This window comes from Planococcus beigongshangi (assembly GCF_016820495.1).
In the GTDB taxonomy this organism is placed as follows: Bacteria; Bacillota; Bacilli; order Bacillales_A; family Planococcaceae; genus Planococcus; species Planococcus beigongshangi.
This window is the reverse complement of the sequence record NZ_JADHDU010000002.1, coordinates 230,642-244,535: the sequence shown is the minus strand read 5'-3', so window position 1 is coordinate 244,535 and position 13,894 is coordinate 230,642. Positions and strand designations below refer to the sequence as shown.

At 48.4% G+C, this 13,894-nt stretch carries 12 protein-coding genes; 11 read left to right on the top strand and 1 reads right to left on the bottom strand.

What is annotated here, in order from left to right; genetic code table 11:
* Positions 1-2 precede the first annotated feature (2 nt).
* The 8 genes from IQ294_RS05340 (at position 3) to IQ294_RS05305 (ending at position 10,033) form a co-directional block, all read left to right on the top strand.
* Positions 3-1,007, top strand: coding sequence for a thiamine pyrophosphate-dependent dehydrogenase E1 component subunit alpha (locus IQ294_RS05340; RefSeq protein WP_203332985.1), 1,005 nt, complete (start codon positions 3-5; stop codon positions 1,005-1,007).
* Positions 1,007-1,990: an alpha-ketoacid dehydrogenase subunit beta gene (locus IQ294_RS05335; RefSeq protein WP_203332984.1), complete on the top strand. Its 984-nt coding sequence runs from the start codon at positions 1,007-1,009 to the stop codon at positions 1,988-1,990. The genes IQ294_RS05340 and IQ294_RS05335 overlap by 1 nt, the downstream gene beginning before the upstream one ends.
* Positions 1,991-2,109: 119 nt before the next feature.
* A complete protein-coding gene (locus IQ294_RS05330; RefSeq protein ID WP_203332983.1) occupies positions 2,110-3,462 on the top strand; it encodes a dihydrolipoamide acetyltransferase family protein in 1,353 nt (450 codons plus the stop codon).
* A 109-nt stretch (positions 3,463-3,571) separates the two neighbouring features.
* Positions 3,572-5,266, top strand: coding sequence for a methylmalonyl-CoA mutase family protein (locus IQ294_RS05325; protein ID WP_203332982.1), 1,695 nt, complete (start codon positions 3,572-3,574; stop codon positions 5,264-5,266).
* A 1-nt stretch (position 5,267) separates the two neighbouring features.
* Complete coding sequence (scpA, locus tag IQ294_RS05320; RefSeq protein WP_203332981.1) at positions 5,268-7,415, top strand: methylmalonyl-CoA mutase; 2,148 nt, start codon at positions 5,268-5,270, stop codon at positions 7,413-7,415.
* The gene (meaB, locus tag IQ294_RS05315; protein ID WP_203332980.1) at positions 7,415-8,482 is read left to right on the top strand and encodes a methylmalonyl Co-A mutase-associated GTPase MeaB; all 1,068 of its coding nucleotides are present in this window, start codon (positions 7,415-7,417) and stop codon (positions 8,480-8,482) included. Before scpA ends, meaB begins: the two co-directional genes overlap by 1 nt.
* A gap of 64 nt (positions 8,483-8,546) precedes the next feature.
* Positions 8,547-8,987 carry a BrxA/BrxB family bacilliredoxin gene (locus IQ294_RS05310; RefSeq protein ID WP_203332979.1) on the top strand — a complete coding sequence of 147 codons (441 nt, stop codon included), beginning with the start codon at positions 8,547-8,549 and terminating at the stop codon, positions 8,985-8,987.
* A 62-nt stretch (positions 8,988-9,049) separates the two neighbouring features.
* Positions 9,050-10,033, top strand: a complete 984-nt coding sequence (locus tag IQ294_RS05305) for an aromatic acid exporter family protein (RefSeq protein ID WP_203333316.1) — start codon at positions 9,050-9,052, stop codon at positions 10,031-10,033.
* Between the two features lie 21 nt (positions 10,034-10,054).
* Here the strand turns inward: IQ294_RS05305 and prli42 are convergent, their stop codons facing one another.
* Positions 10,055-10,150 carry a stressosome-associated protein Prli42 gene (prli42, locus tag IQ294_RS05300; RefSeq protein ID WP_203332978.1) on the bottom strand — a complete coding sequence of 32 codons (96 nt, stop codon included), beginning with the start codon at positions 10,148-10,150 and terminating at the stop codon, positions 10,055-10,057.
* Positions 10,151-10,316: 166 nt separating this feature from the next.
* On the opposite strand from prli42, the gene mce reads away from it, so the two are divergent.
* From mce to IQ294_RS05285, 3 genes are read left to right on the top strand one after another with little or no spacing between them, the layout of a single operon-like run.
* Entirely contained in the window at positions 10,317-10,718 is a 402-nt protein-coding gene (gene mce / locus IQ294_RS05295) for a methylmalonyl-CoA epimerase (RefSeq protein WP_203332977.1), read from the top strand.
* Positions 10,719-10,730: 12 nt separating this feature from the next.
* Positions 10,731-12,272, top strand: coding sequence for an acyl-CoA carboxylase subunit beta (locus tag IQ294_RS05290; protein ID WP_203332976.1), 1,542 nt, complete (start codon positions 10,731-10,733; stop codon positions 12,270-12,272).
* Positions 12,273-12,289: 17 nt separating this feature from the next.
* On the top strand, positions 12,290-13,408 hold the full coding sequence (locus tag IQ294_RS05285; protein ID WP_203332975.1) for a M20/M25/M40 family metallo-hydrolase: 1,119 nt from the start codon (positions 12,290-12,292) through the stop codon (positions 13,406-13,408).
* The last annotated feature ends 486 nt before the right edge of the window (positions 13,409-13,894 follow it).

The window sequence follows — 13,894 nt, the reverse complement described above, 5'->3', positions numbered from 1 at the left end:
GAATGACTGCAAAACATGAAGAAGTTGGTTTGTCGAATGATGATGTTCTAAAAATGTATGAAACAATGCTGACGGCCCGCCGCGTTGACGAGCGCATGTGGCTATTGAACCGTGCGGGTAAAATCCCGTTTGTCATTTCATGTCAGGGACAGGAAGCGGCCCAGGTCGGCGCTGCTTTCGCCCTAGACAATCAAAAGGATTACATCGCACCTTATTACCGTGATATCGGGGTAGTCCTTCATTTCGGTATGACGCCTAAAGATCTTATGCTGTCGGCATTTGCCAAAGCGGAAGATCCGAACTCCGGCGGACGCCAGATGCCTGGTCACTTCGGCCAGAAGAAGAACCGTATCTTGACGGGTTCCTCACCGGTTACGACCCAATTGCCTCATGCAGTCGGTGTGGCATTAGCCGGGAAAATGAAAAAACAGGATTTCATCACATTCACGACTTTGGGTGAAGGTTCATCCAACCAGGGTGATTTCCACGAAGGCTTAAACTTTGCGGGAGTCCATAAATTACCGGTCATTACAATGGTTGAAAATAATAAATATGCAATTTCTGTTCCTTTTGACCGTCAAGTGGCTTCGAAAAACGTGTCAGACCGGGCAATCGGCTATGGCATGCCGGGCGTCACGATCGACGGCAACGACCCGATCGAAGTCTACAAGCACGTCAAAGAAGCAGCAGACCGTGCACGCCGCGGCGAAGGCCCGAGCCTGATCGAAACTGTATCAGAACGCCTGACTGCCCACTCTTCTGATGATGATCACAGACAATACCGTTCAGCTGACGAACTGGCTGCACAAAAAGAGAAAGATCCGATTCTTCTGTTCGGTGCCTACCTGAAGGAAAACGGCATCCTGAATGATGATCTGGAAAAAGAAATCAATGACCGCATCATGGTGATCGTGAACGAAGCGACTGACTATGCGGAAAATGCACCTTACGCTGAACCTGAACATGCATTGAAATATGTCTATGCAGAAAAAGGAGGTAACGAATAATGGCAGTAATGAATTATATTGACGCCATCACACTTGCCATGAAAGAGGAAATGGAACGCGACGATAATGTATTCGTCCTCGGTGAAGACGTCGGTAAAAAAGGCGGCGTCTTTAAAGCGACTGCCGGCCTTTATGATCAATTCGGCGCTGACCGCGTCCTGGATACACCGCTTGCAGAATCTGCAATCGCAGGTGTAGGGATCGGTGCCGCCATGTATGGACTTCGTCCGATCGCTGAAATGCAGTTTGCCGATTTCATCATGCCTGCCGTCAACCAGATCATTTCTGAAGCATCACGTGTCCGTTACCGTTCAAATAATGACTGGTCATGCCCGATCGTATTCCGTGCACCTTTTGGCGGCGGTGTACACGGCGCACTTTATCATTCCCAGTCGGTTGAAGCGGTTTTTGCCAATCAGCCTGGTCTTAAAATCGTCATCCCATCAACACCATATGATGCAAAAGGTCTTTTGAAAGCGGCAATCCGCGACGAAGATCCGGTGATGTTCTTTGAACACAAACGCGCATACCGCCTGATCAAAGGTGAAGTGCCGGAAGAGGATTACACGATTGAAATCGGTAAAGCTGATGTAAAACGTGAAGGTGAAGACATCACTGTCATCACTTACGGCCTGGCTGTGCATTTTGCATTGCAGGCTGCTGAACGTCTTGCAGAAGACGGCTATTCTGCGCATATCCTTGACCTCCGCACAATTTATCCACTGGATAAAGAAGGCATCATCGAGGCTGCGAAGAAAACCGGGAAAGTCCTTCTTGTCACTGAAGACAATAAAGAAGGAAGCATCATCGGCGAAGTGGCAGCGATCATCGCTGAAAACTGCCTGTTCGACCTGGATGCTCCGATTCAGCGCCTCGCTGGTCCGGACGTGCCGGCAATGCCGTACGCACCGACCATGGAAAAATATTTCATGATCAATCCGGATAAAGTTGAAAAAGCGATGCGTGAGTTGGCAGAATATTAATAAGAAAAGCGATAGCACCCGTTAAGTTCTGAAAGGCATAAGACAGAACAGCGAAGCGGCCTTGGCCGCTAGAGTCTGGACACCGGACATAATAATAGAATAAAAAAGGAGGAATCCCTTTGGCTATCGAAAACATTAAAATGCCTCAGCTTGGTGAAAGTGTCACTGAAGGCACGATTGAAAAATGGCTCGTTCAACCCGGCGACCATGTCAATAAATACGATGCACTCGCTGAAGTGAACACGGATAAAGTGACGGCTGAAGTGCCGTCGTCATTTACAGGCACCATCAAAGAATTGATTGCCGCAGAAGGCGACACACTGGCAGTAGGCGAAATCGTCTGTACAATCGAAACTGAAGGCGGCGACTCGGCTCCAGCTGAAGATGCGACGCCGCAGCCTGCGAATCCGGGCAAAGAAAATACGATGCCGGCGGAAGATACTGAAGTGACTAAAGGTATGACTGGCGAAAGAGGCTCGTCAAAACCAGCGAAAGCCAGCGGTTCCAAAGCACGTTATTCACCGGCTGTAATGCGCCTGGCACAGGAAAACGACATTGACCTGACGCAAGTGGAAGGTTCCGGCAACGAAGGGCGCATCACCCGCAAGGATATCATGGCGCTGATTGAAAGCGGCAATATTCCTAAAGCTGGCGATGCACCGGCAGCATCAGCTCAAGCTGAGGAAACCCCTCAACAGCAGCAGTCAGCACCGGCAGCTCCATCAGCACCGGCACCAAAAGCTCCATCAGCTCCGATCCAAAGTGCACCGGGAGATGTTGAAATTCCGGTAACCGGCGTCCGCCGCGCGATTGCCGCGAATATGCTGAAGAGTAAACATGAAGCGCCTCACGCGTGGATGATGATTGAAGTCGACGTAACGAACCTCGTTCAATACCGTGATTCGATCAAAGGCGATTTCAAGAAAAAAGAAGGTTTCAATATCACTTATTTTGCGTTCTTCGTGAAAGCCATTTCACAGGCGCTGAAAGAATTCCCGATGATGAACTCTATGTGGGCAGGAGATAAGATCATCCAGAAGAAAGATATCAATATCTCTATAGCTGTTGCATCGGATAACGCATTATTCGTACCGGTCATCAAAGATGCGGACGAAAAATCTGTCAAAGGCATCGGAAAAGAAGTCAATGAACTGGCCTTGAAAGCACGTTCAGGCAAATTGTCTTCAGCTGACATGCAAGGCGGTACCTTCACTGTGAACAATACCGGTTCATTCGGTTCGATCCAGTCGATGGGCATCATCAACCATCCGCAGGCAGCTATCGTTCAAGTGGAATCGATCGTTAAACGACCGGTGATCATGGACAATGGCATGATCGCTGCACGTGATATGGTCAACTTGTGTATGTCGCTTGACCACCGGGTCCTTGACGGGCTTGTCGCTGGCCAGTTCCTGGCACGCGTCAAAGAGATCCTTGAGAACATGTCGAAAGAAAATACGTCTGTTTATTAAGAAAAATCTAAAGAAAAGCCTGAAGTCTGCGGACTTCAGGCTTTTTTGGCTTTAATAGACCGGCGTTCTCAGGTAAAATGAAATGGAGATAGATAAGGGAGGGAAAGTTTTGACGATTGAATCGATGAAACAGACGAAATTTCCGAAACGTACATATGACGAATGGCGACAGGCTGCCGAAAAAGCGATAGACGGCAAGACTGTCGAATCAACTCTGAAAACACCGACAATTGAAGGCATCACCCTGGAGCCTTTATATACAAAGGAAATGCTTGAATCCCTTGGAGACCTTCCAGGATTTCAGCAGGAAGCGGTAAGAAATGGCAAGCAGGAAGCGGGCTGGCTGGTTGCACAGGAAGTGCTGGTCGAATCACCGGAAGATTTTTTGTCGAAAACGAAGGAAGATCTGACAAAAGGCAATAACGTTGTTGTTTACACCAGTTCAGCGAAGTTCGTCTGGTCTGAAGAAGAGCTGAAGAGACTTGCTGATTTGCTGATCAAGCATCCTTTCTATTTTAAAGTGACAAGCGATGATACGGATATTCTCCGCGTCTTTGATATTATTGATGAAAAACAGCAGCATCTTTTGTCGGGCGTTATTTTTTCGGAAGAAAAAGTGACTGCGCCGGGCTCGATCAAGACCGTCTTGATCGATACGGTCCCTGTCCACAATGCAGGTGGAACGATCGTTCATGAACTTGGCGTGGCATTGAGTATTCTTGCTGAAAAGATCAAGGACGGCGATTATAAGGAAACCGCTTCAAAATCCTGGATCCGTTTTGCTGTCGATACGCAGTTTTTCCAGGAGATTGCTAAACTGCGGGCTTTCCGCGGATTATGGAAGGCATTCAGTGAAGCATACGGGGAGGAACCGGTAGCGATCCCGGTCTATACAGAAACCTCTGTGCGGTCCTATTCCAAACTGGATCCCTACGTGAATTTATTGCGGGCAGGCAATTCCACTTTTGCAGCGGTACTGGGCGGCACCGATGCCCATACGGTCCACCCGCATGATTTCCTGACGGTGTCTCAGCCCTCAAGCAGAAGGATCGCACGGAACGTGCAATTGGTCATTAAAGAGGAAAGCCATGTTGCACGGGTTCTCGATTCTTCCGCGGGATCCTATTTCATCGAGCAGCTGACCAATCAGTATATCGAAGCTGCCTGGAATTATTTCCTTGAAATCGAAGAAGCAGGCGGATATTCGGAAGTCATCAAAACAGGCTTGCTGACCGATGATTTTCAGGCTAAATGGCTTGAACGCAAAAAATTGGCTGCGGAACGTAAAGTGTCTCTGATCGGCACGAATATATATGCCAATCCGCAGGAAGCGGTAAAAGACCATTCCATTGACAGCAGCCATCTTGAATATATAACAGCAAAACGTTTGGCAACGCCTTTTGAGGAATTGCGCGCGAGAAGCCGTGAAGTCGAATTGAAAGCGGCAATCGTTCATTTGGGGCCATTGAAGGAAGTTAAAGCGAAATCCGACTTTGTGGAAGGTCTCCTGGCTGTCGGTGGCATCGAACCTGCCATTTCTCCTGAAATCAAAGATGCGGCTGCATTGGACGCTTATATAGAAGAAAATGGAATTGACTATGCTGTGCTGTGCGGAAATGACGAACAGCTGAACGCCATCATCCCATCGGTTAAGCCGGCTGCAGTGATCGATGTGGCAGGCAGATACCCTGCTGAACAAATGACTGGCTGGAAGGCCGGGGCTTTGGATGGTGCTGTCTATTCCGGACAGGACATCGTGAAAAAACTGGACCAGATTCTGAACTTAGGAAAGAAGGCGCTGTGACATGACTAAACCGGATTTTTCCAAAGTAAATCTTAAAAAATACACATCACAAAACATTCAGCCGGAAATTTCGGAAGAGTTCCTGACTAATGAAGGAATCTCGATCAAACAATCCTATTCACCAGCAGATACGGCTGGAATTGAAGATTCTCTTCCCGGTCAGGCACCTTTTCTACGTGGTCCATATCCGACGATGTATGTCTCCCGTCCGTGGACAGTGCGCCAGTATGCAGGGTTTTCGACTGCAGAGGAAAGCAACGCATTTTACCGCAGAAATCTGGCGATGGGGCAAAAGGGGCTGTCAGTCGCATTCGACCTCGCCACACACAGAGGATATGATTCTGACCATCCGCGCGTAGTGGGTGATGTAGGTAAAGCGGGGGTTGCCATCGACAGTGTCGAAGATATGAAAATTCTGTTCGACGGCATCCCGCTTGATAAAATGTCGGTGTCGATGACAATGAACGGAGCGGTATTGCCGATCATGGCCTTTTTCATCGTGGCAGCCGAAGAACAGGGAGTCGCTCCTGAACAATTGGCGGGAACGATCCAGAACGATATATTGAAGGAATATATGGTAAGAAACACATATATCTATCCTCCGGCAATGTCGATGAAAATCATTGCGGATATTTTTGAATACACTTCCCGTAATATGCCGAAATTCAATTCGATTTCCATATCCGGCTACCATATCCAGGAAGCAGGGGCCACAGCGGATATCGAACTTGCCTATACCCTTGCAGACGGACTGGAATATGTCCGTACGGGTATAAAAGCGGGAATTGATATCGATTCCTTTGCACCGAGACTGTCCTTCTTCTGGGGAATCGGCATGAATTATTTCATGGAAATAGCGAAAATGCGTGCAGCCCGCGAAATCTGGGCAAAAATGATGAAATCGTTTGATCCGCAAAACCCGAAATCTCTGGCGCTGCGCACCCATTCCCAGACATCCGGGTGGAGTCTGACGGAGCAGGATCCTTTCAATAACGTGACTCGCACGCTGCTTGAAGCGAATGCGGCAGCGATGGGCCATACACAATCCCTGCACACGAATGCGCTCGATGAAGCGATTGCATTGCCGACGGATTTTTCTGCCCGCATTGCAAGAAACACGCAGCTGTTCCTGCAGGAAGAAACGGCTATGACGAAAGTGATAGATCCGTGGGGAGGTTCTTTCTATGTGGAGAGCCTGACGAAACAGCTGACGGACAAAGCATGGGAATTGATCGAAGAAGTCGAAGAACTTGGCGGCATGGCAAAAGCGATCGAAACAGGTTTACCGAAAATGCGCATCGAAGAAGCGGCTGCGAAAAAACAGGCGCAGATCGATTCAGGTGAAGAAACGATTATCGGCGTCAACCGATACCGTCTGGATCAGGAAGACCCGATCGATATCCTGAATATCGACAATACGATGGTCCGCAAAAAGCAGATTGAACGCATTGAAATGGCAAAAGCGAAAAGAGACAGCGATAAAGTCAAAGAAGCATTGGCAGAACTGACAAAAGCTGCAACCGAAGGCAATCGGAATATAGTGGAATGTGCTGTGAATGCAGCAAGGGAGAGAGCGACTCTCGGTGAAATTTCCGATGCCATCGAACTCGCCTCCGGCAGGCACAAAGCGATCATCCGTTCAGTAAGCGGTGTATACAGCTCGAATTTCTCCAATCAGGCAGAAATTGAAACCGTCAAGGAAATGACGGAAGATTTCATTGAGAATGAAGGGCGCAGACCGCGTATCCTTGTCGCGAAGATGGGGCAGGATGGTCATGACCGGGGAGCAAAGATCATTGCAACGGCATTTGCCGATCTGGGTTTTGATGTTGATATCGGACCGTTGTTCCAGACCCCTGCCGAAACTGCGCAGCAGGCAGCAGAGAATGATGTCCATGTCATCGGGGTCAGTTCGCTTGCTGCCGGTCACCGGACGCTTGTTCCGGAACTTGCCGCTGAACTGAAAAAAGTCGGCCGTGAAGATATCCTGATTGTTGTGGGCGGCGTTATTCCTGCACAGGATTATGAATTCCTCCGCAATAACGGAGCAAGTGCCATTTTTGGGCCAGGTACCGTTATTCCGGTCGCTGCCCAGAAAGTGATCGAAGAAATTTACGTACGCCTCGGATATGAGGAAGTGGCTGACTGATGAATCGCGAACACGGCTCAAGACGGATCATGGACGGCGTCAATGCCGCCCATGATGGCATGGTGCCGGCTCCACGGAAAAGATTCAGGAAACCGAATAAAAAAGCGATGGATATTGAAGAGATCATGTCGGGAGTAATTAAAGGATCCAGACTTCATCTTGGAAAAGCGATAACTCTGCTCGAAAGTTCGAATCCTTCCGATAAGGAAGACGGGCAGGCATTATTGAATCGCTTATTGCCCCATACGGGAAAATGCCTCCGAATCGGCATTACGGGAGTGCCGGGGGCGGGAAAAAGCACGTTTATCGAGACTTTTGGTGAAATGCTCACGGGTCTCGGCCTGCGTGTAGCAGTTCTCGCAATCGACCCCAGTTCTTCTTTGAGCGGCGGGAGTATTCTTGGTGATAAAACGAGAATGGAGAAGCTGGCAAAGAATCCCCGTGCATTCATCCGGCCGTCCCCGACAGCCGGTACGCTCGGCGGGGTCCATAAAAAGACGCGGGAAACGATGCTGTTATGTGAAGCTGCCGGCTACGATGTCATATTGGTGGAAACAGTCGGAGTCGGCCAAAGTGAAACGCTCGTGCGGGGCATGGTCGATTTATTCATGCTTCTCGTCCTGACCGGAGCAGGGGATGAATTGCAGGGCATGAAAAAAGGGATCCTTGAACTGGCTGATGCGATCATCGTGCATAAAGCCGACAGCGGGAACTTGCCGCTGGCTGAAAAAACGGTTCGCGAATATAAAGGGATCGTCCATTTTCTGCAGCCGGCAACGGAGAACTGGAAAACACGGGCTCTCGCAGTTTCCTCTGTAGAACAGACCGGAATCCGGGAAGTTTGGGAGATGGCGAAGGAATTCGAGGAAACCGGCAAGGCGAATGGCGTCTTCAACAGCAGGCGCCAAAGCCAGACACGGGATTGGTTCCGCTCGATGATCACGGATGAATTGCATAGCCGTTTTTTCGGCGACCCGCAAAAGCGGCAATTGGTCAAAAAACTGGAGCAGGATATCCTGGATGGCCAGCTGACTGTCGCACAGGCCATCAGCCATTTATTCGAGTAAGCTTTTTTGCAGTTGGTAACAACACCTGCTATGATTATTACAGATAACAGAAGGAGTGGTACCAGTGAGCATGGATTTTAACTTTTTGATGAATGATCTGACAACTAAAGCCCGCCAGGAACTTACAGACGGCGGCTATAAAGAATTGACGACACCCGAGGAAGTAACGGAAGCGTTGACTAAACCGGGTACAAGCCTTGTCATGATCAACTCTGTTTGCGGTTGTGCAGGCGGTATCGCAAGACCCGCAGCGCTTCACGCAATCCATTATGATAAACGCCCGGATAATCTATATACGGTTTTTGCCGGACAGGATAAAGAAGCGACAGCACAGGCCCGCGCTATTTTCGGCGACGACCACTTGCCGTCTTCCCCTTCTTTTGCGATCGTAAAAGATGGGAAAATGGTCGATGAAATCGGACGCCACGAAATTGAGGGCCACGATCCTATGTCTGTCATCACGCATATCCAAGCATTGTTTGAAGAGCATTGCAGCGAAATCTAACATGAAAATGCCCCTCAAAAAGGGGCATTTTTTTATATATGACATAAAGGGAGGAAAGGATTCTGAAATTAAAACGTTTATCCATCGGCTATCGCACCCTGAAAACAGCAGTAGGCGTCATCATCGCCATTTCGCTGGCGCAATTGCTGCAGCTCGAATTTTATGTCTCGGCAGGAATCCTGACCATCCTTTGTATACAGCCGACAAAAAAACGCTCCATCCGCGCTGCACTTTCCCGCTTTATTGCCAGCCTGATCGCCATCGCCTATGCATTTGTCTTCCTGGAAGGAATCGCCTACCACCCGGTAACCGTCGGAATTATGATCCTGCTGTTTATACCGGTTCTGGTCAGTCTTCGGTTTGCAGACGGATTCGTGTCGAGTTCTGTTATAATATTCCATATTTACAGTGTGGGAAATCTGACAGGCAGTCTGATCCTTAATGAGATCATGCTGATGGTGATCGGTTTTGGGACAGCATTGGTCGTCAATATGTATATGCCGAGCATCGAGAAGAAACTGGAAGATTATCGCTACCGGATTGAGGAATTATATGCCAGAATCCTCCATGAAATGGCGAGATATCTGAAGGACGGGGAGAGCAGCTGGGACGGCAGGGAATTTATGCAGACAGAGGAACTGCTGAGTAAGGCAAAAGCGCTCGCCTATCAGGATGTAGAAAATCACGTGACCCGCCTGGAAAATAAATATTACCGCTATTTCGATATGCGGGAAGACCAGTTTGAAATAATCGAACGCATATTACCCAAGATCTCAACTTTGCCTGTAATGGTGAAGCATGCGGAGCTGATCGGGGATTTTCTCGATGATCTCGCTGATAATGTCCATTCAGGGAACACGGCCTATCATTACCTGGACAAACTGGATATCGTCAAAGATGAATTTTCCGAGCTGCCTTTGCCGAAGACCCACGAAGAGTTCCAGGCCATGGCGGCCCTTTATCAAGTCATCGAAGAACTGGATAAGTATCTGGAAATCAAACAATCCTATAAAGGTTTCACCAATAGAAAAACGGCCGATGCATAATCGGCCGTTTTTTTGCTTTTATTAAAGTACGAAGCTTAGTCCCATCATCAAAGTGGATACCAGCATGATCGCAATCATTGCATAGACGATGATTTTACGGAATGCCTGATTTCTCATTCGTTTCGAATCTCCTTTATGTGCATTTGAACTTGTACGTAGAATAACATAATTCTCTGTATTTTTGAAGAGCTAAGTGCTTGTCGCCAAATATTCCTTAACAACTAGAGTTTTCGGCTCCGAATCGGTACAATAAGAAAGAAGCTGAAAAAAGGTGGGATACAGGATGAAGAAAGTTGATCATATCGGCATCGCCGTTCGTAATCTGGATGATGTTATTCCATATTACACGGAAACACTGGGCTGTCCTTTACTGAAAATTGAAGAAGTCGAATCAGAACGCGTACGTGTCGCTTTCATCGACGCAGGCAATATCAAACTTGAATTGCTGGAACCGATGGATGACAGCAGTGCCATTTTTAAATTCCTGGAAAAAAAGGGAGAAGGCATCCATCATATCGCATTCGGTGTCGAAAACATTGAACAGCGGATGGAAGAGCTTCGTGAAAAGGGAGTCCGTCTCCTGAATGAACAGCCGAAAAAAGGCGCAGGCGGGGCTTTGGTTGCCTTCATGCATCCAAAATCTTCGAACGGCGTATTATACGAAATGTGTCAGAAAGATAGTTAAGGGGTGTAATTGATGGATATCTATGAGCGCATAAACGAATTATACGACCGCAAACGGAAAATTGAACTTGGCGGCGGGGAAGAAAGAATTGATAAGCAGCATGAAAAAGGGAAGTTGACGGCAAGGGAGCGCATTGAACTTTTGGTTGATGAAGGGTCTTTCGTGGAATTGAGCCCGTTTGTAGAGCATCGCACAGTTGATTTCGGGATGGCAGAAGGGCCGGGGGAAGGGGTTGTCACCGGTTACGGCAAAATCGATGGCCGTCCGATTTACTTGTTTTCACAGGACTTTACTGTCTTCGGCGGCGCACTTGGTGAAATGCATGCCAAGAAAATCGCCAACGTCATGGATATGGCTGCAAAAAATGGTGCTCCGTTTATCGGCTTGAATGATTCAGGCGGTGCACGCATCCAGGAAGGCGTTTTATCTCTGGATGGCTACGGGCAGATTTTCTATCGCAATTCGATTTATTCGGGCGTCATCCCTCAGATCTCCGTGATCCTGGGGCCATCAGCGGGTGGAGCGGTTTATTCGCCTGCCATCACTGATTTTGTCTTCATGGTCGATAAGACGAGCCAGATGTTCATCACTGGACCCAAAGTGATCGAAACGGTGACCGGGGAAAAAATCTCTTCCGAAGATCTCGGAGGATCACGCGTACATACAGCTATCAGCGGCAACGCCCATTTCCGTTCCCATTCAGAAGAAGAAGTACTGAAAATGGTGCGCCAGCTGATTGCATTTTTACCACAGAATAACAAGGAAATGCCACCGCGTCTTGAAATGGACGATGAAGACGATTACCGTCCGGACCTTGCTGATGTAGTGCCTTTCGAAGCGATTCGCCCATATGATGTGCGAAAAGTGGTTGAACAGGTGGTCGATAAAGACAGTTTCATGGAAGTGCAGCCGGAATTCGCCAGAAACATCGTTGTGGGCCTTGCACGCATCAAAGGTGAAACTGTCGGACTGGTCTGCAATCAGCCGAAAGTGATGGCCGGGGGACTCGATATCGACAGTTCCGATAAAGCGGCACGTTTCATCCGTTTCTGCGATTCATTCAATATACCTTTGATCACGTTCGAAGATGTCACCGGTTTCTTCCCGGGCATCAAACAGGAACACGGCGGCATCATTCGCCACGGAGCGAAAATCCTCTACGCATATTCAGAAGCCACTGTACCTAAAATGACCGTGATTCTGAGGAAAGCATATGGCGGTGCTTATGTAGCGCTGAACTCGAAATCAATCGGTGCAGACCTTGTCTATTCATGGCCAAACGCCGAAATTGCGGTCATGGGGCCGCAAGGGGCTGCGAACATCATCTTTGCGCGCGAAATTGCGGCAAGTGATGATCCTGAAGCGACACGCGCCGCTAAAATCGAAGAATACCGCGTGAAATTTGCAAATCCCTATGTGGCCGCTTCCCGCGGGATGGTGGATGACGTAATCGATCCGCGCGAAACACGCATCAAGTTGATCCAGGCACTGGAAATGATGCGCAATAAGAAAGATTCAAGACCTGAGAAAAAACATGGTAATATGCCGCTATAGGAAAGGATGAGGACCAGATGGAAAAAGAACGCTTGTTAAACGAATTTCTGGAATTGGTTCAAATCGATTCCGAAACCAAGAATGAGGGAAAGATTGCTGAAATATTGAAAGTGAAGCTTGAAGATATGGGATTTCATGTAGCAGAAGATGATTCTTCTGTCCGCAACGGCCACGGCGCCAATAATCTGGTGGCTACGCTCCGCGGAGCTGCTTCAAATGTCCCGCCGATCTATTTCACGGTTCATATGGATACGGTTGTGCCGGGGAATGGTATAATGCCTCAGATCCGCGACGGTTATATCCATTCCGATGGCACGACGATCCTCGGTGCAGATGATAAAGCCGGGATTGCTGCATTATTCGAGATGATCCGCTCTATCCAGGAGCAGCAAATCGAACATGGCGACATCCAATTGGTGATTACTGCTGGTGAAGAAAGCGGTCTTGCTGGAGCGAAGGAATTCGATTCCTCATTATTATTTGCAGAATTCGGCTATGCAGTCGACAGCGACGGCAAAGTGGGCGGTATTGTGACTTCTGCTCCTTATCAAGCGAAATTGTGGACGACGATTTATGGCAAGACGGCCCATGCCGGTGTAGCTCCTGAAAAAGGTGTGTCTGCCATCAATATCGCAGCCAAAGCTATTTCTTCCATGAAACTGGGACGCATCGATGAAGAGACGACCGCCAATATCGGGCGTTTCGAAGGCGGAAAAGCGACCAATATCGTTTGTGAAGAAGTGAACATCCTATCGGAAGCCCGTTCGATCCGCGAAGATAAACTGGCGGCCCAGACGGCTCATATGGAGAGCGTGTTTGCTGAAACGTCTGCAAGTTTCGGCTGCAAAGCGAAAACTGAAGTCAAACTCATGTATCCAGGATTCCATTTTGATGAATCCGAGCCGGTTGTCGAATTGGCGAAACGTGCAGCAGCGAAAATCGGCCGCCCTTCACCCGTATTGACAAGCGGAGGCGGGAGCGATGCCAACATCTTCAATGGCTTCGGAATCCCTACAGTCAACCTGTGTGTCGGATACGAAGAAATCCATACGAAGAACGAGCGCATGCCGATCGAAGAACTGGAAAAGCTGGCGGAGATGCTGATTGAAATCATCAGGGAAACCACGAGTGTCTAATTGAATATACGTATCCGAAAAGAGAGAACAGGATGTATGTTCTCTCTTTTTTAATTTCTTGAAATGCAAGGCTTCTCTAATCATTGCGCTTCAGGGGGACGCTTCATTCTGGTTCTGTGCAGTATTGAAGTGTTCCCTTTACAATCAATAGAAAATTAAAGACACCTCTATATAGAAGAGATTCTGAGATATGGAGCAAAACAGCGAAGACTCCCAGGGGAGCAAGCTCAGCGCAAGCCCCCAGGAAAGCGAAGCTGTTTTGCGGAATATCGGATTTTGTTTTTTCTTAACAATTTGAAAGGAGAGAACAGGATGTATGTTCTCTCTTTTTTGTCTGGACTCCAGCGGCCCAGCTCTTCGGGACATAAGCCACTTTGGCTATGCTGCTGAAGACACGCCGCTTCGCAAAATCGTCTTATGCCTTTCAGAGCTTGACGGGCGCTGTCGCTTTTCTGTATGTTACACTAAAAGAAAACAACAGGAGCG